General features: G+C 73.9%; 22 protein-coding genes. 13 read left to right on the forward strand and 9 right to left on the reverse strand.

Features of this window, described 5'->3' with window-relative positions:
* Positions 1-20: 20 nt before the first annotated feature.
* The 7 genes from ABD223_RS18315 to ABD223_RS18345 are packed head-to-tail and all read left to right on the forward strand — an operon-like array spanning position 21 to position 6031.
* Positions 21-272 carry an acyl carrier protein gene (locus ABD223_RS18315; RefSeq protein WP_344037479.1) on the forward strand — a complete coding sequence of 84 codons (252 nt, stop codon included), beginning with the start codon at positions 21-23 and terminating at the stop codon, positions 270-272.
* A complete protein-coding gene (locus ABD223_RS18320) occupies positions 269-1432 on the forward strand; it encodes an acyl-CoA dehydrogenase family protein (RefSeq protein ID WP_344037480.1) in 1164 nt (387 codons plus the stop codon). The genes ABD223_RS18315 and ABD223_RS18320 overlap by 4 nt, the downstream gene beginning before the upstream one ends.
* Complete coding sequence (locus ABD223_RS18325; protein WP_344037481.1) at positions 1425-2552, forward strand: acyl-CoA dehydrogenase family protein; 1128 nt, start codon at positions 1425-1427, stop codon at positions 2550-2552. Before ABD223_RS18320 ends, ABD223_RS18325 begins: the two co-directional genes overlap by 8 nt.
* A complete protein-coding gene (locus tag ABD223_RS18330; RefSeq protein ID WP_344037482.1) occupies positions 2549-3253 on the forward strand; it encodes a 4'-phosphopantetheinyl transferase family protein in 705 nt (234 codons plus the stop codon). The genes ABD223_RS18325 and ABD223_RS18330 overlap by 4 nt, the downstream gene beginning before the upstream one ends.
* Complete coding sequence (locus ABD223_RS18335) at positions 3247-4083, forward strand: hypothetical protein (RefSeq protein WP_344037483.1); 837 nt, start codon at positions 3247-3249, stop codon at positions 4081-4083. Before ABD223_RS18330 ends, ABD223_RS18335 begins: the two co-directional genes overlap by 7 nt.
* Positions 4080-5555, forward strand: coding sequence for an amino acid adenylation domain-containing protein (locus ABD223_RS18340; protein WP_344037485.1), 1476 nt, complete (start codon positions 4080-4082; stop codon positions 5553-5555). Before ABD223_RS18335 ends, ABD223_RS18340 begins: the two co-directional genes overlap by 4 nt.
* On the forward strand, positions 5552-6031 hold the full coding sequence (locus ABD223_RS18345) for a flavin reductase family protein (RefSeq protein ID WP_344037486.1): 480 nt from the start codon (positions 5552-5554) through the stop codon (positions 6029-6031). The genes ABD223_RS18340 and ABD223_RS18345 overlap by 4 nt, the downstream gene beginning before the upstream one ends.
* 283 nt (positions 6032-6314) lie before the next feature.
* On the opposite strand, the gene ABD223_RS18350 is transcribed toward ABD223_RS18345, so the two are convergent.
* Complete coding sequence (locus ABD223_RS18350; protein ID WP_344037487.1) at positions 6315-7220, reverse strand: LysR family transcriptional regulator; 906 nt, start codon at positions 7218-7220, stop codon at positions 6315-6317.
* Between the two features lie 800 nt (positions 7221-8020).
* On the opposite strand from ABD223_RS18350, the gene ABD223_RS18355 reads away from it, so the two are divergent.
* Positions 8021-8569: a mycothiol transferase gene (locus ABD223_RS18355; RefSeq protein WP_344037488.1), complete on the forward strand. Its 549-nt coding sequence runs from the start codon at positions 8021-8023 to the stop codon at positions 8567-8569.
* Positions 8570-9581: 1012 nt separating this feature from the next.
* Here ABD223_RS18355 and ABD223_RS18360 read toward each other — a convergent pair.
* The 5 genes from ABD223_RS18360 to ABD223_RS18380 all read right to left on the reverse strand — a co-directional run bounded on the left by ABD223_RS18360 (position 9582) and on the right by ABD223_RS18380 (position 15078).
* Entirely contained in the window at positions 9582-10925 is a 1344-nt protein-coding gene (locus ABD223_RS18360) for a pectate lyase (RefSeq protein WP_344037489.1), read from the reverse strand.
* A gap of 494 nt (positions 10926-11419) precedes the next feature.
* The gene (locus tag ABD223_RS18365; protein ID WP_344037490.1) at positions 11420-11743 is read right to left on the reverse strand and encodes an STAS domain-containing protein; all 324 of its coding nucleotides are present in this window, start codon (positions 11741-11743) and stop codon (positions 11420-11422) included.
* Positions 11737-13002 (reverse strand): PP2C family protein-serine/threonine phosphatase, encoded by a 1266-nt coding sequence (locus ABD223_RS18370; RefSeq protein WP_344037491.1) that lies wholly within the window; start codon positions 13000-13002, stop codon positions 11737-11739. The genes ABD223_RS18365 and ABD223_RS18370 overlap by 7 nt, the downstream gene beginning before the upstream one ends.
* Positions 12999-13787 carry an alpha/beta fold hydrolase gene (locus ABD223_RS18375; protein ID WP_344037492.1) on the reverse strand — a complete coding sequence of 263 codons (789 nt, stop codon included), beginning with the start codon at positions 13785-13787 and terminating at the stop codon, positions 12999-13001. Before ABD223_RS18375 ends, ABD223_RS18370 begins: the two co-directional genes overlap by 4 nt.
* An 82-nt stretch (positions 13788-13869) precedes the next feature.
* Positions 13870-15078, reverse strand: coding sequence for a PP2C family protein-serine/threonine phosphatase (locus ABD223_RS18380; protein ID WP_344037493.1), 1209 nt, complete (start codon positions 15076-15078; stop codon positions 13870-13872).
* A 298-nt stretch (positions 15079-15376) separates the two neighbouring features.
* Here ABD223_RS18380 and ABD223_RS18385 point away from each other — a divergent pair, with 298 nt between their 5' ends.
* On the forward strand, positions 15377-15796 hold the full coding sequence (locus ABD223_RS18385) for an ATP-binding protein (RefSeq protein WP_344037494.1): 420 nt from the start codon (positions 15377-15379) through the stop codon (positions 15794-15796).
* Between the two features lie 114 nt (positions 15797-15910).
* Here the strand turns inward: ABD223_RS18385 and ABD223_RS18390 are convergent, their stop codons facing one another.
* Complete coding sequence (locus ABD223_RS18390) at positions 15911-16582, reverse strand: dienelactone hydrolase family protein (RefSeq protein WP_344037495.1); 672 nt, start codon at positions 16580-16582, stop codon at positions 15911-15913.
* Between the two features lie 143 nt (positions 16583-16725).
* Positions 16726-17460, reverse strand: coding sequence for an aspartate/glutamate racemase family protein (locus ABD223_RS18395; RefSeq protein ID WP_344037496.1), 735 nt, complete (start codon positions 17458-17460; stop codon positions 16726-16728).
* A gap of 93 nt (positions 17461-17553) precedes the next feature.
* On the opposite strand from ABD223_RS18395, the gene ABD223_RS18400 reads away from it, so the two are divergent.
* The 4 genes from ABD223_RS18400 to ABD223_RS18415 all read left to right on the forward strand — a co-directional run bounded on the left by ABD223_RS18400 (position 17554) and on the right by ABD223_RS18415 (position 21517).
* Positions 17554-18369 (forward strand): alpha/beta fold hydrolase, encoded by an 816-nt coding sequence (locus ABD223_RS18400; RefSeq protein ID WP_344037497.1) that lies wholly within the window; start codon positions 17554-17556, stop codon positions 18367-18369.
* 210 nt (positions 18370-18579) lie between these two features.
* Positions 18580-19827: an ABC transporter substrate-binding protein gene (locus tag ABD223_RS18405; protein ID WP_344037498.1), complete on the forward strand. Its 1248-nt coding sequence runs from the start codon at positions 18580-18582 to the stop codon at positions 19825-19827.
* Complete coding sequence (locus ABD223_RS18410; protein WP_344037499.1) at positions 19824-20717, forward strand: carbohydrate ABC transporter permease; 894 nt, start codon at positions 19824-19826, stop codon at positions 20715-20717. Before ABD223_RS18405 ends, ABD223_RS18410 begins: the two co-directional genes overlap by 4 nt.
* Positions 20717-21517: a carbohydrate ABC transporter permease gene (locus ABD223_RS18415; protein ID WP_344037500.1), complete on the forward strand. Its 801-nt coding sequence runs from the start codon at positions 20717-20719 to the stop codon at positions 21515-21517. The genes ABD223_RS18410 and ABD223_RS18415 overlap by 1 nt, the downstream gene beginning before the upstream one ends.
* A gap of 6 nt (positions 21518-21523) precedes the next feature.
* On the opposite strand, the gene ABD223_RS18420 is transcribed toward ABD223_RS18415, so the two are convergent.
* Positions 21524-21796 carry a hypothetical protein gene (locus ABD223_RS18420; RefSeq protein ID WP_344037501.1) on the reverse strand — a complete coding sequence of 91 codons (273 nt, stop codon included), beginning with the start codon at positions 21794-21796 and terminating at the stop codon, positions 21524-21526.
* Positions 21797-21835 lie beyond the last annotated feature (39 nt).

Raw genomic sequence — 21835 nt, forward strand, 5'->3', positions numbered from 1 at the left:
GACCCGAGAGGACCGACGCCATGGACGCGCGTTTCACCGCACTGCTGACCCGCTTCCTGCCCGCGCGCGGCGACCGCGAGCTGACCCCCGAGACCCCGCTGCGAGACCTGGGGTTGGACTCCATGCAGTCCATCGAGCTGCTGTTCGCCATCGAGGACGAGTTCGGCGTGTCGCTGCCCGACGAGGACCTCAACGACACGACGTTCGCCACCGCCGGCAACCTGTGGCGGGCCATCTCCGCCGCGGCGGAGACCCAGGTCGGTGCGGTGTGACCACCACCGCGCCGAACTTCGCCGAGCCGGCGGACGCCGTCGCCGCCGTGGTCGCCGAGCACGCCGGGCAGGCCGACGCCGACGCCGCGTTCCCGGTGCGGGCGCTGGACGAGATGCGCGCCACCGGCCTGCTCGGCCTGCTGGTGCCGGTCGAGCACGGCGGCCTCGGCGGCTCGGTCGCCGACGTGCTGACCGTCAGCACGCGGCTGGGCCGGGAGGACATGTCCGCGGCCATGATCTTCGCGATGCACTGCCAGCAGGTCGCCGCGGTCGTGCGCCACGCCGGCGACCGGCTGCGCGGCGAGCTGCTGCCCGCGATCGCGCAGGGCAAGCTGTACCTGGCCTCGGTGACCACCGAGGCGGGCAAGGGCGGCCACCTGCTGACGGCGCAGGCGGAGCTGCGCGCCGACGACGGCGAGCTGGTGGTGGACCGGTTCGCCCCGATCGTCACCGGCGGCGCGCACGCCGACGGCTTCCTGGTGACGATGCTCGGCCCGGACGCGACCTCGCCGAACCAGGTCTCGCTCGTCTACGCCGCGCGGGACCAGCTGGAGGTCACCCCGTCCGGCGAGTGGCAGCCGCTGGGCATGAGGGCCAGCCACAGCGGCGCGCTGCGGCTGCGCGGTCGGGTGCCCGGCCACCAGGTGGTCGGTGGGCACGGCGGCTTCCGCGAGGTCGTCACCCGCACGTTCGGCCCCCTGGCCCACCTGGGCTGGTCGGCGTGCTGGCTCGGCACCGCGAGCGGCGCGCTGTCACGGGTGATCGGGGTGCTGCGCGACCCGTCCGCGCGCGGGTCGCTGAACCTGGGCTCCGAGCTGCTGCTGACCCGCCTCGCCAGGGCGCGACAGCGGCTGGAGGTGGTCAACGCGCTGCTGTGGCGCACGGAGGCCGTGGTGGCGGGTGCGGACGACCTGTCCCGGCCGCGCGTCCAGCTCCTGCTCAACGAGCTGAAGATCACCGCGGCCGAGCAGTGCCACGCGGCGGTCGACGAGCTGGTGGAGGCGGTGGGGCTGCGGCACGGCTACCTGCGCAACTCGCCGACCGGGCTGGAACGCGCGCTGCGCGACCTGCGCTCGGCGGCGCTCAACTACAGCAACGACCGGCTGTACCTAGCGGACGGGAGGCTCGCCCTGCTCGACCCGGAGGTGCGCTTTGCCTGAGCAGCCGATCGGTACCGGCTTCGCCGAGCGGGTGGGGCGCGTCCTGACCGCCGTGCCGCCGGTGCCCGACGCGACGGCCTGCTGGGCGGCCCTGGGCAAGGCGGGCGTGCTCGCCCAGGCCTACCGGGACGGGCGACCGGAGCGCGGCGTCGACCCGGGGCGGTTGGGCGCGCTGCTCGCCGCGCTGGACGAGCGCGGGCTCAACGGCGTGACGCTGGCCGCGTGCGTGCAGCTGGCCACGGTGCTGCCGCTGCTCGCGGAGGGCGTCGGGTCGGGGCCGGCCGTGGCGGAGGCGCTGGGGCGGACGCTCGACGGCACCGCCACCACGGCGCTGGCCGCCACGGACGAGGCGGCGGGTTCGGACCTCACCGCCCTGGCCACCGAGGTCCGCGCCGAGGGCGACGAGCTGGTGGTGCGCGGCGCGAAGCGGTGGATCACCAACGCGACCCACGCGACCTGGCTGCTGGTGCTCGCCCGGCGTCGACCGGGACCGCACTTCACGAACTTCTCGTGGGTGCTGGTGCCCGCCGACGCGCCCGGCGTGGCGGTGCGGCCCGCCGACACCGACCTGTTCGCGGGCAGCGGTGTCGGGCACGTCCGGTTCGACGACGTGCGGGTGCCCGCCGACCACCTGGTCGGCAGGCCGGGCCGGGGGCTGGCCGGCTTCGCCCGGCACATCGCCGTCGAACGCCTCGCCGGCGCGCTGTGGGCGGTCGCCCTGTGCCGGCGGGCGCTCGACGCGGCCAAGCGGTCGCTGACCGCCCGCGACGGGCTGTGGCAGCTCGACGCCGTGCGCCAGCGCTTCGCGACCGCGCTGGTCGAGGTGCACCAGTTGCGCGCGTTGGCCGACAGCCTGGCCGGGCGGATCGCCGTCGACCACGACGGCACGGCCGGCGCGCTGCTGAAGGCGTCGGTGGGCCTGACCGTGGACCGGGTGCTCGCGGAGTGCGCCCACCTGCACGGCGCGGAGGGGTTCGCCGCCGGTGGTCCGCACCTGCTGCGGGCGGAGGCCGGGGTCTTCGGGGTGGGTGGCGGTGTGACGGAGGTGGTGCTGGGCGGCGTCGCGGACCAGGCGGACCGGCTGCTCGCGGAGCTGGCGGACTGGGAGTCGGCGTCGTGAAGACCGCGCTGGAGAACGGATCCGCGGGGACCGGTGCTGCCGGGAGCAGGGCGGCGGAGACCAGGGCTGTGGAGACGGGGCTCGTGATGACCGGTGCCGTGGACGTCCAGGTGCACGAGGACGTGTGGGTGCGGGTCGCCGAGGGGTCCACCGGTCCACCGCACCCGGCCGACGCCCGAGCGGCGGTCGGGATGCCGCCGTGGCGGGCGCGGGAGTTCCTCGCGGGCCGCGGCGTCCTGCGCGACCTGCTCGCGGCGGTCGCCCCGTGGGCGCGGGACGCCGAGGTGGCCGCCACCGCCACCGGCAAACCGGTCCTGGCGGGCGTGCCGGGGGTCGGGGTGAGCGTGTCGCACGACGGCGGCGCGGTCGCGGCGGCCGTGGCGCTGCGCCGTGCCGTCGGCGTCGACCTCCAGCGGCCGCCGGCCGAGCTGCCGGCGGGGGTCGTGCGTCGCTGCCTGCGCGAGCGGGCGGCCGAGCTGGACCGGCTGCCGGAGGCCGAGCGGGCCGTGGAGCTCGCCCGGGTGTGGACGGTGCAGGAGGCGTGCGTCAAGGCCGAGGGCACCGGCCTGGCCGGGCGGCCGTGGGCGATCGACGTCCCGGCCCGCCCGGTCTCCGGCCGGTGGCGGCGCTTCGGGTGGGTCGCCCTGCGCGACGCCGTCGACGTGCCGTTGAGCTGCGCGTTCGAGGAGTGGACATGCTGAGCTGCTACACGACCAACCTGCTCGACTGCCTGCGCCCGGAACAACCGGACGTCGACCGGCGGTTCGCCGAGGCGGTCGCCCTCTCGGTGCGCGTCGACCGGCCGGGCGAGGTGGCGTTCACCCACCACGCGCCGGTGGACCCGCGGTTGGGCTACCGGTCGGCCGAGGACTGGTCCGGCGCCGCGGCGGGCCTGCGCGCGGAACTGGCCGACGCCGGGCGCGCCCTGGCCGTGGCCAACACCCGGAACCTGCCGTGGGCGCCGCCGTCCGGCGAGGACGTGCCGCACTGGGTGCTGGTGACCGACCACGACGACGGGCGCTGGCTGGTCGTCGACGGCTTCGAGGCGCTGCTGCCGCACGGCGAGCAGCGCCCCTACCGGGGCTGGTTCGACGACGACGCGCTGCGGGAGCTGCTCGCGCCGCTGCCGCCGCTGCGCCCCGAGGTGCACAACCGCGACGTGCACGCGCTCGGCGCGCCGGTCGCGGTGCCGCCGCCGGGCCGCTACCGGTGGCTGTCCCGGCGGGACGTCCCGCCACCGCCGCCCCCGGCCGGACGGTGGGTGACGGGCGCCGAACCCGCCCTGCGGCACCTGGCCGAGCACGTCGCCGGCGACCCGGCGGCGCTGGGCCGCCACGCCGAGGACCTGTGGGCGGCGAGCAGGCACCACCAGTTCAAGCACGCCGACGACCCGGTGGCCGCGGCGGCGTGGGCGGAGCTGCCCAGGGCGGTGCGCTTCGCGGTGCAGTCCGCCGAGCGCGGGCGCCCCCGCCCGGCCCTCGTGGTCCGGGCCTTCGAGGAAGTCATCGCGGTGGAGAGGCGGAACGGATGAGCAAGGCGTTGTACGAGTGGTTCGCGGAGTCGGCCGCCAGGTACGGCGACCACGTCGCGCTGGAGGTCGGCGACGAGCGGCTGACCTACGCCGAGCTGGCGGAGCTGGCCGACCGGATCGCCGCGGGGCTGGCCCGCGGCCCGCACGCGCGGGTCGGCCTGCTGGCCGCGCGCAGCACCCTGACCTACGCCGGGTACCTGGCGGTGCAGCGGCTGGGCGGCACGGTGGTGCCGCTCAACCCGGAGTTCCCGGCCGCCCGCAACGACACCATCGCCGCGTCCGCCCGGCTGGACCGGGTGCTGCGCGAGGGCGACGAGGCGCCCGCGTCGGCCGAGGGCCTCCGGCCGCGCACGCCGGGACCGGACGACCTGGCCTACGTCCTGTTCACCTCCGGCTCGACCGGCACGCCCAAGGGCGTCCCGATCCGGCACCGCAACGCGTCGGCCTACCTGGAGCACGTGATCCCCAGGTACGAGGTCGGGCCCGGCAGCCGCGTGTCGCAGACCTTCGACACCACCTTCGACGTCTCGGTCTTCGACATGTTCGTCGCCTGGGGCTCCGGCGCGACCCTGGTCGTGCCCACGCGCAACGAGGTGCTGGCGCCGGTCAGGTTCGTCAACGCCAAGCGGATCACGCACTGGTGCTCGGTGCCGTCGGTGATCTCCTTCGCCCAGCGGCTGCGGGCGCTCAAGCCGGGCAGCATGCCGACCCTGCGCTGGAGCCTGTTCGCCGGCGAGGCGCTGACCCTCCAGCAGGCCGAGGCGTGGCGGGCGGCCGCGCCCGGCAGCCGGGTGGAGAACTTCTACGGGCCCACCGAGCTGACGATCACCTGCACCGAGTACACGCTGCCCGCCGACCCCGCCGACTGGCCGCGCCCGGCGAACGGCACGGTGCCGATCGGCACGGCGTACCCGCACCTGGAGCACGTCGTGCTGGACGAGCACGGCCGCCCCGCCGACGAGGGCGAGCTGTGCCTGCGCGGGCCGCAGCGGTTCCCCGGCTACCTCGACCCGGCCGAGAACGCCGGGCGGTTCCTGTCGTTCGACGGCGAGGTGGCGGTCGGCTACGACGGCGCCGGGCCGTTGACCGAGGAGCACTGGTACCGCACCGGCGACCGGGTCCGCCGGGAGGACGGCCTGCTGGTGCACCTGGGCCGGCTCGACCACCAGGTGAAGGTGCGCGGGTACCGGATCGAGCTGGGCGAGGTGGAGGCGGCGCTGCGCGACCAGCCGGGCGTGCTGGGCGCGGTCGTGGTGGCGGTGCCCGGCGGCGACGGCGAACTCGACCTGGAGGCGGTGTGCACCGGGGCCGACCTGGACGAGGAGGCGCTGTTGACCGCCCTGCGCGACCGGCTGCCCGGCTACATGGTGCCGCGGGGCGTGACCGTCCTGGACGAGCTGCCGCTCAACCGGAACGGCAAGACCGACCGCAACGCGCTGTTCGCGCTGCTGAGCGAGCAGGTGGCGCGGTGACGTCGGTCGAGCTGGTCGACGCGGAGGCCTTCCGGCGGGCCATGGCCCAGCTGCCGACGTTCGTCACCGTGGTCACCACGCGCGGCCCCGAGGGACCGGTGGGGTGCACGGCGAATGCGGTGATGTCGCTGTCGCTGGAGCCGTCGAGCGTGGTGGTGTCGCTGCGCAGCGGCGGCCGGACGCTGGCGCACATCCGCACCGCGGGCGCGTTCGCGGTCAACGCGCTGGCGTGGGAGCAGCGGGAGCTGTGCCGGCGGTTCGCGGTGGGCGACCCGGCCCGCCGGTTCGACGGGGTGCGGCACGTGCTGCGCGGCGGTGTGCCCGTGCTGCCCGACGCGGTCGCGAGCGTCGGCTGCGTGATCGAGGACGCCTTGGAGGTGCACGACCACACGCTGGTGATCGGCCGGGTCGCCTGGTCGACCAGCGGGGAGCACCCGGCGCTCGTGCTGCGGGCCGGGGAGCAGCACCGGTGCTGAGCCGCTGGTGCGGGGAGGCGGTGCGGGGAAGCGGTCGCGGTCCGGGGGGCCCGCAGCGGGGAGGACCTCCGGACCGGAGCCGGGGCCGGGTCGTGTTCGGCGCGGACTCGGGCCGGGGCGGGGTCGGTCGTCGACCGGGTCGGCCCGCCCCTCCCCGCTGCCGCCCCGCCGGCCACGAGGTCTCCGGTGCCCGGGTTCGCCCGGTCGCTCACCCGCTCATCGGAGACCTCGCCACGTCCCGGTCACCGACGCGCCGCCGGTCACCTCACCCCCGGAACACGCCCTAGGCGTGCTCGGCCACCTGTTCGCTGACCACCCGCGTCGCGGCCGTGGTCAGCGCCGTGAGCGCGGCGTTCGGCGCGCGACCGCGCCGGCAGGCCAGCTGCGTGTAGACGGGGAACGGGAAGGACCACGGCAGGCAGTGCAGCCGGCCCTCGCCGATCTCCGACCGCACGGTGACCGAGGGCAGCAGCGCGACGCCCAGGCCGGACGCCGCGGCCCGCTTGGCCACGTCGACGGAGTCGAGCGCCAGCACCGACGAGCGGTGCTCCGCGCCGGTCAGGTCGAGCAGTTGGACCAGCCGGTCGTGGTAGGCGCCCCCGCTCTCCGCCTTGATCAGGGTGGCGCCGCGCAGGTCGGCGTCGGTGACGGTCGACCGGCGGGCCAGCGGGTGGTCGGGGCCGGTGACCAGGACCAGCGGCTCCTCGCACAGCACCGTGACGTCGAGGCCGTCCCGGTGCTCGACCTCGTCGGTGAAGAAGGCGCAGTCGAGGGTGCCGTCGCGCACCGCCGCCAGGTTGCCCGGCGTGTCGCGGGAGCGCAGCGACAGCCGGATTTCCGGGTGCCGCCAGTGGACGTACTCCACCAGGGGGAACAATCGGTACTCGGTGAGGCTCTGCGTGGTGCCGATGACCACGTTGCCCTTGGGCTCGTCGTCCACCGAATTCACTTTTAACGCTTTGTCGGTGAGCTTGATGATGTCGGAGGCGAGGGGGAGTAGTTCGGCGCCGGCGCGGGTCAGCTGTATGCCCTGGCGCAGCCGTCGGAACAACGGGGCGCCGAGCACGTCTTCGAGCGTTTTGATCCTCGCGGTGACCGTGGGCTGCGAACATTTGAGCAGTTCGGCGGCCTTGGTGAAGCTCCCCGTCTGCGCGACGGTGGTGAAGGCGAGAAGATGACGGGTCTCCAACGATTCCTCCAATGCACGGTGAAGCGAGTCGGCACCCGGCGCCCCTGGTCGTGCCGGATCCGACCGCCCACGTCCACCCAGTAGCACGTCCACCCAGTAGTACGACACGCATCCGGTCGCACCGGTCTGCGACCTGCCCCCGCGCGGGACGAGCACCTCAGCCCGTGGTCGCGGCTCTCCTCCGAGGAGGCCCGCCCACCTCGCCGACGACCGCCGGGCGCCCTCCCGCCCCGGTTCGACTCGGTGCCCGACATTGTCTGCGCCGGATCGCGGGAAACCTTTCGGGCTCACCGCACGACGCCATGAGGGGTAACGGGATCACGGAATCAGCTCAACCCGCGGAGCAAACGGCCGCGGCGGCCCGGAAACGGATTGCCCCAAGTCGTCAACGTGATCAGCTCTCCCCGGATGAGCGCCTTCTACGACGGGGCTCACAATGCCACAAATCAATGAAAAATGCAGTTTCACCGACGGTCACGGCGGGTTACTCCATCCGATGTGTAATCATGACCCCGGTCACGTGGCGTTCACGTCTCGGTGATGCGGCGTCCACTGCCGCGGGCCGATGCCGACCCGTATGGTGCAACTTGCGCCGGGTGGCGAACGTCGCCGGTTCGCGTCCCGTTTCATGTGATCTGCATCACTTTATCTTGCGGATGGCCCGGGAACCCCTGGACGTTCCGCCGTGGTCGGTCCCGCCGGGCGCCGCCACCTCGTGCACCCGGTCGACCCGGTGCGCCCCGGGCGCCATCGACCGATCCGGGAGTGGAACCGTCCGGATAGGACGTTACCGTGCGGCCATGGACGAGGACACCGTGATCCGCGAACCGGCCGCCGGGGCCGGCGAGGTGGAGATGCTGCTGTTCGCGCTGGAGCGCTCCCGGGCCCAGTTCGCCTGGAAGTGCGGCGGGTTGGACGCGGACGCGCTGAACAGGCCCCACCCGCCGTCGGCGATGACCCTGGGCGGGCTGCTCAAGCACCTCGCCCTCGTCGAGGACCGGCACACCGCCCACTACGTCACCGGGCGGCCGCCGGGTCCGCCGTGGGACGCCGCCGGGATCGACTTCGACGCCGATCCCGACTGGGAGTGGCGCACGGCGCACGAGCACGCCCCCGAGGAGCTGTACGCGCTGTGGCGCGCCGCCGTGGCCCGCTCGCGCGCGGCGTGGGCGGGGGTGCTCGCCGAGGGCGGCCTCGACCGGCCGTCGGCGAGCGCCCGCCCCGGCGGGTCGCCCGACCTCCGGCGCGGCCTGGTCGACCTGCACGACGAGTACGCCCGCCACGTCGGCCACGCCGACCTCCTCCGCGAGGCCGTCGACGGGCTCGTCGGCGAGGACCCGCCGCAGTGAGCGCGGAGCCGGTCGCGGGGTAGGGCGTGCGGGTCGTCCCCGTCGCCGTGGCGCCGCGGGACGACCCGCTGGACGTCTTCGGCGCCGCGGACGCCGGCCGCGTCACCACCCGGCGGGTGGTGACGCGGGTCGAGTTCGCGACGGCGGCGGCGGAGGGCGTCGAGGGTGGCGCGGAGTGCGCCGGAGCTTCGGCGAACACCTCCGCCGGCACCGCCGAAAACCATTGGGAAGGACATTCTGATACGTTCTGGCACGCATTTCCGGTGAATTCTTCGAGTGCTCGGTCGAGGTCCACGCGCGGTACTGGGCGTATTCCCGCCGCAGGGCGCCACCACCGCCGTGTGCGACGTCCTGCTGGAGTTCCACCAGGGCACGCACCCGACCGACGCGTTCACCAGCAACTCCCACGAGCTGATCTGCGCCAACCGGTGCGCGCACAACGACGACGGACAGGTCAGCGAGGCCCGGTTCGCCGCGCTGATCCCGAGCGGCCGGCCGGGCGGCTTCAGCGCCACCGACTGCCCGGGGCCGAACTTCACCGGCGGGTTCACCGGCGTCGGCCCGGCCGTGCCCGCCGACTCGCCGTCCGACACCCGTTCGCTCGGGCGGCTCATCACCGCCGCGGACTGCGTCCAGGCGATCCGGGAGGGCAGGCGCACTTCGAGGTCATCCAGGGCAAGGAGGTCCCGTTCGACACCAACGACCTGCACGAGTTCTGGTTCTCGGACTTCTCCATCAGCACGTCGCAGCTGTCGTTCACCATCCAGCCGCTGTTCTACGTGCTCAACCCGAGCCGCTACTACGACGCCGTGCAACGGTTCGATCCAGCAGCACTTCTCCGGCAACCACGCGCCGGTGAACATGTTCGTCCGAGGCGCCACGAGGGACTGCGCGGCCAACGCCGCGGACCAGGTCCACGCCCCGAACCGACGCCCGACGGACGACGGGAACCCCGCGGACCGAGGTCCGCGGGGTTCCCGTTCTCCAAGCCCCGACCCGTGTTCCCGACCGACTAGCGGTAGGTGATGTCGGACGCGGAGTAGAAGCAGTTCCTGCCGTCCGCGCCCTCGCCGATCTTCTTCGGCTCGGAGCCCTTCGGCACGCCCTGGTACTTCTCGCAGATGACCGCGCTGCCGTAGACGGTGATCCGGGAGAACCGCGCGGTGTCGCCCCAGTTGGTGTTGATGCCCGCGAGCACCTTGGTGGAGCGCACGGTCACGCCGTCCATCACCACGTGCCGCTGGTACGAGGTGGCGCAGTTGCCGCACGCCCGGTACAGCTTGCCCGCGGTGTGCGCCTGGAAGTTGCGGATGGTCAGGGTGCCCGCGCCGTTGTGCTGGAACACCTTGTCCGACGCGGACTTCGCGCCGCCGCCGTCGACCAGGTAGGTCGCCGAGGAGCTGGAGGCCTTGAAGGTCGCCGCGTCCTCGCCCACGTCGTTCCACCAGACGTTGCGGATGGTGCAGGAGCCCTCGCAGTGGATGCCGTCGCCGGCCGGGGTGTCGATGATGACGTTCTCGATCGTGCCACCGTTGGCGACCACGAACATCGGGTCCTGGCCCTCGCCCTGACCGCCGTCACCGATGCCGTAGTGCCGCTTCATCCCACCGTTGAAGTACGTGCCCACGTTCCGGGTGGTCGTCTGGTGGACGCTGCCGGTGTCCGACGGCCACGGGCCGCTGCCGTCACCGCCGCCCGGCTGCTGGGACGTCGTCGTGGTGGTCGTGGTGGTGGTCCTCGTCGTGGTCGACGTCGACGTCGACGTGGTGGTCGAGGTCGGCCCGCCGGAGGTGGGGGAGAACGTCCACTGCTTGGTGGCGGCGCTGTCGCAGGAGTTGGTCTGCACCGGCGCGCCCGCCGAGGTGGAGTTGTCCTTGGTGTTCATGCACTTGCCGCCGTTGGTGTCCACCACGCGGTAGTTGCTGCCGCTCGCGGTCAGCGACCAGGTCTGGCCGGCGGCGCCGGTGCAGGAGGCCTGCTCGATGACCTTGCCGGCCGAGGTCGACCCGTCCCGGACGCCGACGCACAGGCCGTTGGCGGCCGAGGTGATCCGGAACCCGCCGCTGACCGCGGTCAGCGTCCACCGCTGGCCGGTGGCGCCGGTGCACCCCGCCTGCTGGAGCTGCACGCCGCTGGAGGCGCTCGCGCCGGGCACGTCGAGGCACTGCCCGCTGCCCGCGTTGGTCACCGTGTAGGTGCCCGCGCCGACCGCGGCGTCCGCGGTCGGGGCGCTCGGCCAGGCGACGAGGGCCGCGGCCAGCGCCGTGGCGCCCGCGGCGGCCGTCAGGCTCAGCCGCCACCGCGCGTCACCCCGCCGCGGGGCGCGCCCGGTCGGCGATCTGTCAAGTGCGCTCATGAACAACTCCACTTCTGGCTTCCCCGGAGGCCGGGGCCGGTGGTGAATGATTTCGCTGGACATCCGTTCGCGCGGCGAAAAAGGGTTGCCGCCCTTTTTCGATCTGCTTCCCGGAGATCGCACTCCGCCGAGAACGGGCGGGTGGCCAACATCGCCTCCTGGGGTGCTTCCTTACGCCGTCGTACGGAAACCGCTTTCATCCGGATGTTAGATGGGCCAGAAGCCGCTGGTCAACAGTGGTGTCCGCGCGATCGTGGCCGCTCGGCGTCGAATTTTGTCGAACACCGAGGTGATCGGCGTTCGCGTTGATCATCCACCTGGAATGGCGCAATGCGGCTGGTCATACTTGTGAACGGAATCCGCGGTATCCGATCACACTCGTGAACGACGGGCCCCGATCCGGGCGCGGCGAATGCGTGCGACCGGGGAAGTCCGCGGCCCCGGTCGGGCATTTCCGCGACGACCGGGACACCTGCGGCGGCGCGCCGGCGGGATCAGCCGGTCGCGGCGGCGCCCTCGGTGTCGAACACCGAGTCCAGGCCCGTGAAGCGCAGCATCCTCATCAGGACCCGGGGCGGGTTGGCCAGCGTGATCCCGGCGCCCGCGGCGGAGGCGGCCTCGTGCGCGGCGAGGAAGCCGGCGAGCCCGCTGGAGTCGCAGAAGGTCAGCGCGCTCAGCTCCACCACCAGCCGCTCGCCCGGCGCGAGGCGCAGCCCGGCCAGCGCCTCGTGGAGCCGGGGGACCGTCTGGTGGTCCAGCTCGCCGTCGAGCGCGATGGTGCGGCCGGCTGCGCCGGTGGTCGTGGTCAGGGTCAGCACCGCGCCTCCGGGTGGATCGCGCCGGGATGGCCGATCGCGAGCACCGCGGTGTCGTCGGACGGCTCGCCCGACCACTCGGTCAGCACGTCGACCAGCGACTTCACCACGGCCTCGGCCCTCTGGCCCGCGAGGCCGGCGGCGATCTCGGCCAGCCCCTCCTCCTCCAGCATCGTCCCGTCGGCCCGGCGGGCCTCGGTCAGGCCGTCGGTGTAGAGCACGAGGACGTCGCCGGGGTCCAGGCGCGTCGAGTTGCCGGTGAACCGGGGGTGCGGCAGGGCGCCGACCAGCTGCCCGCCGGGGGTCTCCAGCACGTCCACCTCCCCGGTGGCGCGGATGACCAGCGCCGGCGGGTGACCGCCGCCGGCGAGCACGACGGTGAACCCGTCCCCGTCCGGTTCGAGCACGCCGAACACGACCGTGCAGAACCGCGGCGCACCCGGCCTGCGCTGCTGCCGCAGGACCGTGTTGAGCGTGGTCAGCACCGACGACGGGTCGGCGTCGTGCACGGCCGCGGCGCGCAGGGCGTAACGGGTCAGCGAGGTCAGCACGGCCGCCTCGGGGCCCTTGCCGCACACGTCGCCCAGGAAGAAGCCCCACTGGTCGCCGCCCAGCGGGAACAGGTCGTAGAAGTCGCCGCCGACCTGGTCGCTGGACGCGGCGTGGTAGTGCGCCGCGACCTCGACGCCGTCGATGTCCGGCAGCGCGTCGGGCAGCAGGGTCCGCTGGAGGGTGGAGGTCAGGCGCTGGAGGCGTTCGCGCTCCCGCTCGGCCTTCCGCTTGGACTCCAGCAGCTCGCGCTCGTAGGAGCGGCGCTCGCGGGCGTCGAACACCGTGACGCGCACCAGCAGCGGTTGACCGTCCTCGCTGCTCTTCACCACCGCGGTGACCAGCGCGGGCAGCCGGCGGCCGTCCGCGGCCACCAGGTCGAGCGCCAGTTCGCGGGCCTCGCCGTGCATCCGCAGCAGCGGCGCGTAGTGGGTCTCGTGGTAGAGCCGGCCCGCCGCGGTCAGCAGGTCGGTGAAGCGCCTGGCCCCGACCAGCTCCTCCCGCCGGTACCCGAGCCAGCCCAGCAGCGTGCCGTTGACCTTGGCGATCTCACCGTCCATCAGGGTGGACAGGTAGCCGCAGGGCGCGGTGTCGTACAGGTCCTCGGCGCTGTCCTCCAGCAGGGAGGAGAACACCACCGCCGACCCGACCGCCGACTCCTCGCCGTCGCCGGGCTCGTCGGGGTCCAGCTGGGTGTCGGCCCCGCACATCATTGCCGGACGCCCAGCCGCGCGGTGAAGTCCAGGATGGCGGCGGTGGTCTCCTCCGGCGCGCTCAGGTGCGGGCAGTGACCGGTGGCGTTGAGCACCACCAGCTCGCTGCCGGGGATGCTCCGGTGCACGAACTCGCCCACCGGCCGGTCGGCGATGACGTCCTCGCGGCACTGGAGGACCAGGGTCGGCAGGGTGACCAGGGGCAGGTCGTCGCGGTTGTCCGACAGGAACGTCACCCGCGCGAAGTGCCGGGCGATCTCCGGGTCGGTGCGGCAGAAGCTGTCGGTCAGCTCCTGCCCCAGCTCGGGGCGGTCCGGGTTGCCGACGATCGCCGGCGCCATCGCGGCGGACCAGCCCAGGTAGTTGCTGTCCAGGGAGTCCAGCATCTCGTCGATGTCCGCGGCGGTGAAACCACCCCGGTAGTCGCCGTCGTCGACGTAGCGCGGCGACGGGCCGACCATGACCAGCCCGCCGAACCGCGACGGGTCCCGGTTCGCGGCCAGCACGCCGATCATCGCGCTCACCGAGTGCCCGACGAACACCGCGTCCCGCAGGTCCAGCTCGTCCAGGACGTCCAGCACGTCGGCGGCATAGCCCGCCAGGGACGAGTAGCGCGCGGGCCGCCACGCGGACAGGTCGGAGCGCCCGGCGCCCACGTGGTCGAACAGGACCACCCGGTGGTCGGGCTCGAACGCCGGGACCACCGACCGCCACATGTTCTGGTCGCACCCGAAGCCGTGGGAGAACACCACGGGCCGCCCGTCGACGCGACCCGACTCGGTCACGTGGTTCCTGCTCCGCACGTCCACCCGGGCAGTATTCCACCACCGCGGGTCGCGGCCGCCGCCGCGCCCGGCGCGCGCTCCCTCAGCCCGTGGTGGAGCCGTCGTGCTCGGGGGCGTGCCGGATGGCGACCAGGGCGATGTCGTCGGTGGCCGGCTGGTCGCCGACCATGCAGGCCATGATCCGGACGCACGCCGTCTCCGGCGTGGCCGGCGACACGGCTGCCCGGAGCTCCTCCAGGCGGCTGTCCAGGTCCGCCTCGTGGCGCTCGACCAGGCCGTCGGTGTAGAGGACGGCCAGCGAGCCGGGCGGCATGTCGAGGTGGGCGCTCCGGCGGCCGGTGACCGCCAGGTCGTAGCCGAGGGGCGGGCCGACCGGCGCGTCGGCGAAGACGGGCTCCCGGCCGGGCAGGAGGAAGACGGGCGGCAGGTGGCCGGCCAGGGCCAGGTCCATCCGGTGGGTCGTGGTGTCGATGACCGCGTAGGCGACCGTGGCCATGGTGTGGGTCTCGAAGTGGCTGGCCTTCCGGTCGAGCTTGCCCAGCACCTCCGCCGGGTCGTCGAACTCCAGGGCGTAGGCGCGCAGCGCGCTGCGCAGGCGGCCCATGACGATCGCCGCGGGCAGCCCCTTGCCCACCACGTCGCCGATCACCAGGCCGATGCGCCCGCCGGGCAGGTGGAACACGTCGTACCAGTCGCCGCCGACCCCGACGTCCGTGCCGGGGACGTAGCGCGCGGCCAGCTCCCAGCCCTCGGCGGCGGGCAGCAGACCGGGCAGCAGGCTGTCCTGGAGCATGACCGCCGCGGCCCGCTCGGACCGCGACCGGTGCACGTGCGCCGCCATGGCGAGCCGGTCGGCGACCAGCTGGAGCAGCTCGACCTCCTCGTCGGTGAACCGCCGGGTCGAGGTGCTGCCGACGTGCAGGACCCCGGTCAGGTCGCCCTGGGCCAGCATCGGCACGCCCAGCAGGACGCGCAGGCCCCGCTCCCACAGCAGGGGGTTGACCACGGTGGACCTGTCGACGTGCTCGATCTGCACGGGCTCCCGCCGCCGGGCCACCTGCCCGGCGAAGCCCGCGCCCACCGGCACCCGGACGCCCTGGAAGACCTCTTCCTCCAGGCCCGAGGCGGCCTTGGCCACCAGCTGCTCGCCGGCGGGGTCGATCAGCAGGACGGTGGCGGTGTCGACCGCGAACAGGTCGCGGACCCGCCACAGCAGCACCTCGAAGAGCTTGTCCAGGTCGAGCTCCCGGAGCGCGCTGTCGGTGACCGCCTCCAGCACGCGCAGCCGCATACCCGAACTCCGCGTCCCAGCCATCCGCCAACCCCGTCCACGTCCCGACCCCTGCATCGAGCGACCGGCAAGAGCATAGGGCGGTTGCCGTACGAGCCAGCGTCGAGCACACCAGTCTACCTGGAACGGCGGTTCGCCGGGCGAACCGCGCCCGGCCGCCGGGCGGGCCGCCGGGTGACCGTCGGGTGACCGTCGATCGGGTCGTCGTCGACCGCTCCGCGACCGCGCGGGCATGACAGGGGCGGTATCGGGGTACCAACCACCCGTACCAGGCGTCTCGAACAGGAGGGTGTGCGGCATGGACGACTCCGGGGGGCCGAGACCGCTGGCACTGGCCCTGGCCGCCGACGTCCCGCCGCTGGTGCGGGTGCGGCGCTGGGCGGCAGACGCGCTGGCCGACCTGACCGACGAGGAACTCGGCGACTGCATGCTGGTGGTGACCGAGTTGGTGGCCAACGCCTACGACCACGGCTGCGTACCGCGCAGCGTGCGCCTGCACCGGTCGGACGACCCGTGCTGCGTGCACATCGAGGTCGACGACGGTTCGGTCGTCGAGCCGACCCTCGGTCGGTCGCGGTTGGGGCCGCAGCGCGGTCGTGGGCTGGTGATCGTGGACAACCTGAGCAAGGACTGGGGGACGATCCGGCACGAGGACGGCAAGACCGTGTGGGCGCAGGTGCCCTGCGGAGCGCCCTCGCTGCGGTCGGTGCCGGTGTGACGGAACGGGCGTGAGGGGCCCGGCGTGACGGGCTCGATGTGACGGGTCTGGCGTGACGTGCCTGATGTGACGTGCCTGACGTGAAGGTCCCGGTGGCCGGAGGGACGGCGGGGGTCAGGGCGCGTGGAGCGGGACCGGCCCGTTGCCGACGTGCCGGTGGAACCACCGCGCGGCCGCCCGCGCCACGTGGTCGAGCGCGCCGGGCTCCTCGAACAGGTGGCCCGCGCCGGGCACGACCTCCAGCCGCCCGCCGCAGCGCAACCGCCGCACGGCCCGCTGGTTGGCCTCCACCACCCGCTCGTCCTGCTCGCCGACGATCAGCAGGGTCGGCGCCAGGACACCGGTGAGGGCGTCCTCGGCCAGGTCCGTCCGCCCGCCCCCGCAGACGACGGCGCGCACCGCGGCCGGTCGCTCCGCCGCGGCGACCAGCGCCGCGGCGGCCCCGGTGCTCCCGCCGAACAGACCGATCGGGTGCCGGCGGGTCGCGGCCCGGTCCGCCAGCCAGTCCACCGCCGCGGCCAGGCGACCGGCCGTCGTCGGCACGTCGAAGCCGGGTTCGGCGCCACTGGGGTCCGCGCCACCCCGCTCCTCCTCCGGGAGCAGGTCGAGCAGGAGGGTCCCGACGTGCTCGCGCTGGAGCACGTCGGCCACGTGCCGGTTGCACGGGCTGTGCCTGCCGCTGCCGTGCGCGAACACCACGACGCCGCTGTTGCGGGCCGGCAGCGTGAGCCGGGCGTCCAGGTGCGACCCGTCCAGCGGGATCCGCACGTCCTCGTCGACGAACACGACTTCCTCCGCACCTCCGGGACCGCACCGCACCGCGCGGGCGGTCGTTCCCGGGTTGCCCCGCCCGGCACGTCGAAACCAGCGGTGCGCCGCGCCGCCACGACGCCCCGGCCGCCCCTCCCCGCGCGCCCGCGGCGTCCCGGCTACGCGGGCCGGTCGGTCGGCGACCCGAGGGCGAACCGCACCGCGGCCTCGGCGTGCAGCCGGGTGGTGGGGAACACGGGCACCGGCGCCACCGAGCCGTTGAGCAGCAGTTCGATCTCCGTGCACCCGTAGACGACGCCCTGCGCGCCGCGCGCCACGAGCCGGTCGGCCACCGCCAGGTACTCGCGCCGGGAGGACTCGGTGAACACGCCCCGGCACAGCTCCTCGTAGATGATCCGGTGCACGGTCTCGCGGTCCCGGGGCTCCGGCGTGACCGTCTCCACGCCGTGGCCCGCGAGCAGGTCGCGGTAGAAGGACTTCTCCATGGTGAACGCGGTGCCGAGCAGCCCGACGCGGCGCACGCCCGCGTCGACCACGGCCCGCGCGGTGACCTCGCCGATGTGCAGCAGCGGCACCGGGAGCCGCTCCGCCAGCCGGGGCGCGACCAGGTGCATCGTGTTCGTGCACATCACCACCACGTCGGCGCCCGCGCGCACCAGCGCGTCCGCCGCCTCGGCCAGCGGCGGCACGGCCTCGTCCCACCGCTGCGCGGCCTGCGCCGCGGCGATCGGGGCGAAGTCGACGGAGTACAGCACGCAGCGGGCCGAGTGCAGGCCGCCGAGGCGTTCGGCGACGAGCTCGTTGACCAGGCGGTAGTACTCGGCGGTCGACTGCCAGCTCATGCCGCCGAGCAGGCCGATGACCCGCTGCTCGGACCCGGATCCGGTGGACATGGGCAGGACCGTAGCCGACGGCCCGTCACGTTCCCAGCGCTGATCGGAACCGGTTCCGCGCCAGGTGTCCACCAGCCCTTGTTAGGGTCGGGCGTGCCGACCTTCCTCGCCGCCGACGGTACCGAGCTGCACTACGACGAGTCCGGTGAGGGCAAGACCCTCGTCGTGTTGCCCGGCGGCGCGGGGCGCCACCCGAGCTACCTGGGCGACCTGGCGGGCCTGCCCGGCCGGCTGGTGGTGCACCACTTCCGCGGCTCGGGCGATTCCCCGGCGGAGGGCGCCCGCTCGTTCTGGGACCAGGCCCACGACGTGGACGGCCTGCGCGCCCACCTGGGCCTGGACCGCCTGGACCTGGTGGCCCACTCGGCGGGCACCCGCGTCGCGATCGCCTACGCCGCCCGGTACCCGGACCGCGTGGCGAGCATGCTGCTCGTCACGCCGCCGGCGGCCTACCTGACGGACACGCCCTCCGACGCCGCGCTGATCACCGCGCACCGCAGGGGCGAACCCGCGTTCGACGCGGCGGTCGAGGCCTACCGGACCGGTCCGCGGGGCGAGGACCAGGCCGATTTCGAGCGGTGGCAGCAGGTGGCCGCGCCGGCGACGTACGCGGCGTGGACGGAGGTGGAGCAGGCCCACTCCAGGATCGGCCGCACCCTGCTGAGCACCGTGCGCGCCTTCCTCGACGTCGAGCTGCCCGAGGACCTGCCGCGGCGCCTGGGCGAGGTGCGCGCGCCGGTCCGGGTCATCGCGGGCGCGCAGGACTTCACCACCGGCCTGGCCCCGGTCCTGGCCGCCGCGAAGCTGTTCCCGAACGGCGAGGCGGTGGTGATCGACGACTGCGGCCACTACCCGTGGGTGGAGCGGCCGGAAGCCTTCCGCGAGGCCGCCGACCCCTTCGTGCGCTGAACCCCGCACCCCTGCCGCTGAACCCCCGCCATCCCGCCGCGCTTTGCCTCGTCCGGCCGCGCCTTGCCCCGTCCCTGTCCCGCCTTGTCCCGCCGATCACCCGTTCGTGCGATCCGCAGCACGCAACCCCGTCCTCCTGGTGAGACGACCCGACCGGTGGTCACCGCGTTCCGCTACCTTGCCGGGAGGGGTCGAGTGGGGGAGGTCGGGATGGGCGCCGAGCTGAGCCGTCGGTCGTTCCTCGCGGTTGCCGGGTTGTTGGGGCTCACCACGGCGTGCGGGTCCGACACCGGGCGCGAGGGGTCCGCCGAGGGCACGTTGCGGCACTGGTACCACGCCTACGGCGAGGACGGCGTCCAGGACGCGGTGCGCCGCTACGCCGCCGCCTACCCGGGCGCCCGCGTCGAGGTGCAGTGGAACCCCGGCGACTACGACTCCAAGGTCCTCACCGCGCTCCAGAACAGCGCGGTGCCCGACGTGTTCGAGGCGCAGGTCAAGGTCGACTGGGTGCGGCAGCGGCAGGTCGTGCCGCTGGACGACCTGCTGGGCGGGACCAGGGAGGACTTCGTCGGGACCCTGCTGGAGTCCCAGACGGTCGACGGCGCGCTCTACGGGATCCCCCAGGCCATCGACACCCAGGTCCTCTACTACCGGCCCAGCCTGCTGGAGCGGGCGGGTGTCGCGCCGCCCCGGACCGTGGACGAGCTGGTCGAGGCGACCCGCAGGCTCACCGCGGGCGGCGTGCGCGGCCTGTTCGCGGGCAACGACGGCGGTGTCGGCGTGCTCACCGCGCCGCTGCTGTGGTCGGCGGGGCTGGACCTGCTGTCCGAGGACGGCGAGGCGCCCGGTTTCGACGACCCGCGCGCCGCCACCGCCTTCGGCAAGCTCCGCGAGCTGCACCAGGGCGGCGGGCTCCTGCTCGGCGCGCCCACCGACTGGGCCGACCCCGGCGCGTTCGTCGACGGGCTCGCCGCCATGCAGTGGACCGGCCTGTGGAACCTGCCGAAGATCACCGAGGCGCACGGCGACGACGTCGGCGTGCTGCCGTTCCCGCGCCTGGACGACGCCGGCGCGGATTCGGTGCCGGTAGGCGCGTTCAGCGCCATGGTGAACGCGCGCAGCGCCGACGTGGACGCGGCCAAGGCGTACGTGAAGTGGCTGTGGGTCGAGCAGGCCGACCACCAGGTCGAGTTCGCCACCGCGTTCGGCGCGCACCTGCCCGCCCGCAAGAGCCTGGCGGAGCGCGCGGAGTCGCTGCGCGACGGGCCGGGCAGGGACGTCGTCGGGTTCGTCACCGACAGCGGTCGCATCGCCAGCCCCGCCCGCTGGCCCGCGCGCGCCAACACGGCGCTGTCGGACGCGGTCTCCCGCATCGCGCGCGAGGGCGCGGGCGCGGAGGGCGAGCTGCGCGCGGCGGTCGAGGTGGCGAAGGCCGAGATCGACCGGCAGGACCGGTGAGCGGTCGGCGCGCCGCGCTCGCGTTCTGGCTGTTCGTCGGCCCTTTCGCGGCCGGGTTGCTGGTCTTCGCCTACGTGCCGATTGGCTGGAGCGCCTACCTCAGCCTGTTCGACGCGCGCAACACCGTGACGCCGACGGCGTTCGTCGGGCTCGCAAACTACGCGGACGTGCTCACCGATCGGGCGTTCCTGAGCAGCATCGGGACCTTCACGGTGTTCGCCGCGCTCGTCATCCCCGTCACCGTGCTGCTGTCGCTCGTGCTGGCCCTGCTGGTCAACCAGGTCCGCGTGGCGCGGGCGTTCTTCCGGTCGGTGTTCTTCCTGCCGTTCGCGTGCTCCTACGTGGTCGCCTCGCTGGTGTGGAAGATGTCGCTGTTCTCCGGTGTGGACAGCGGTGTCGCCAACACCGTGCTCGGCTGGTTCGGCGGCGAGCCGCAGGCGTGGGTCGGCACGGTCGACCCGCCGCTGTACTGGGTCGTGCTCGTCACCGCGCGGTTGTGGCTCCAGCTCGGCTTCTACATGATCCTGTTCATCGCCGCCCTGCAACGGGTGCCCGCGCACCTGTACGAGGCGGCGTGGGTCGACGGGGCGTCGCCGCGGTGGCAGACCTTCCGGCACGTCACGCTGCCCGGCCTGCGCGGCGCGCTGGTCGCCGTGCTCGTGCTGAACCTGGTCAACGCCTACCAGGCGTTCGACGAGTTCTACAACATCCTCGGCGACTCCCGCGGCTACCCGCCGTTCGCGAGACCGCCGCTGGTCTACCTGTACTACACCTCGCTGGGCTCCGGCGGGCAGGACCTGGGGCGGGGCAGCGCGGGCGCGCTCGTCCTCGCGCTGGTGATCGCCCTGGCCACCGTGCTGTCCGGCCGGGTGCTGTGGAGGGCGCGCTGATGCGCCCCGTCGGCTACCACCGCACCGCGGCCGGCCGCGCGGGCGCCGCCGCGCGCTGGGCGGCGCTCGTGGTCGCGGGCGGGCTGTTCCTGCTGCCGTTCGCGGTGCTGCTGCGCGACGGGTGGTCGGCGCTGCCGGAGGTGTTCTCCGCCGACGTCGAGGTGCCGTTCGCGCGCAGCCTGCTGAACTCGACCGTCGTCGCCGTGCTCCAGACCGCGGGGCAGCTGCTGCTGTGCTCGCTCGCGGGGTACGGCCTGGCGCGGATCCCCTACCGCCACGCGCCCGCGGTGCTGTACGCGATCGTGGCGACCCTGATGGTGCCGACCGCGGTCACGTTCGTGCCGAGCTTCGTGGTGGTGTCGAGCCTCGGGTGGCTGTCCGACCTGCGCGGGCTGGTGGTGCCGGGGTTGTTCAGCGCGTTGACCGTGTTCCTGTTCCGCCAGCACTTCCTGGACTTCCCGGCGTCGCTGGAGGAGGCGGGCCGCCTCGACGGCCTCTCCCGGTGGGGCGTGTTCCGGCGCGTGGTCGTGCCGAACTCGACGGGGTTCTTCGCCGCCGTCGCGGTCATCGACTTCATCGGCAGCTGGAACCAGTTCCTGTGGCCGCTGGTCATCGCGCAGGACTCGGACACGTGGACCGTGCAGGTGGCGCTGTCGAGCCTGCTCACGGCGCAGAACCCGCGGACCACGCTGCTGTTCGCCGCGGCGGCGGTGTCGATCCTGCCGATCGTGCTGGTGTTCGTGCTGCTCCAGCGCTACCTGGTGCGCGGCGTGACCGAGACCGGGCTCACGGGCCGGTAGGGCGGTTCACTCCGCGAAGATCTTCCACCGGAAGTACCAGCCCGCCGGGCCGGTGCCGGTCTCCGGGTTGCGCACCTCGTACACGCACGGCCAGGCGTAGAACATGTGGCCCAGGCTCGCCTCTTGGTCGATGGCCGCCTGGCGGTCCGCCCCGCACGTCGCCGCCGTGTCGTAGGCGCCGCTGTAGTGGTGGATCCAGTACCCGGCGGCGTCGGCGGACGTGCTCACCGCCGTCATCAGCGCGCCGGTGAAAGCCGTGGTGACGAGGACTTTGCGCAACCTCCGGGAACTCCGCACCGGGCACCTCCGCTTGTGCGA

This window comes from Saccharothrix xinjiangensis (assembly GCF_039527585.1).
Lineage (GTDB): Bacteria > Actinomycetota > Actinomycetes > Mycobacteriales > Pseudonocardiaceae > Actinosynnema > Actinosynnema xinjiangensis.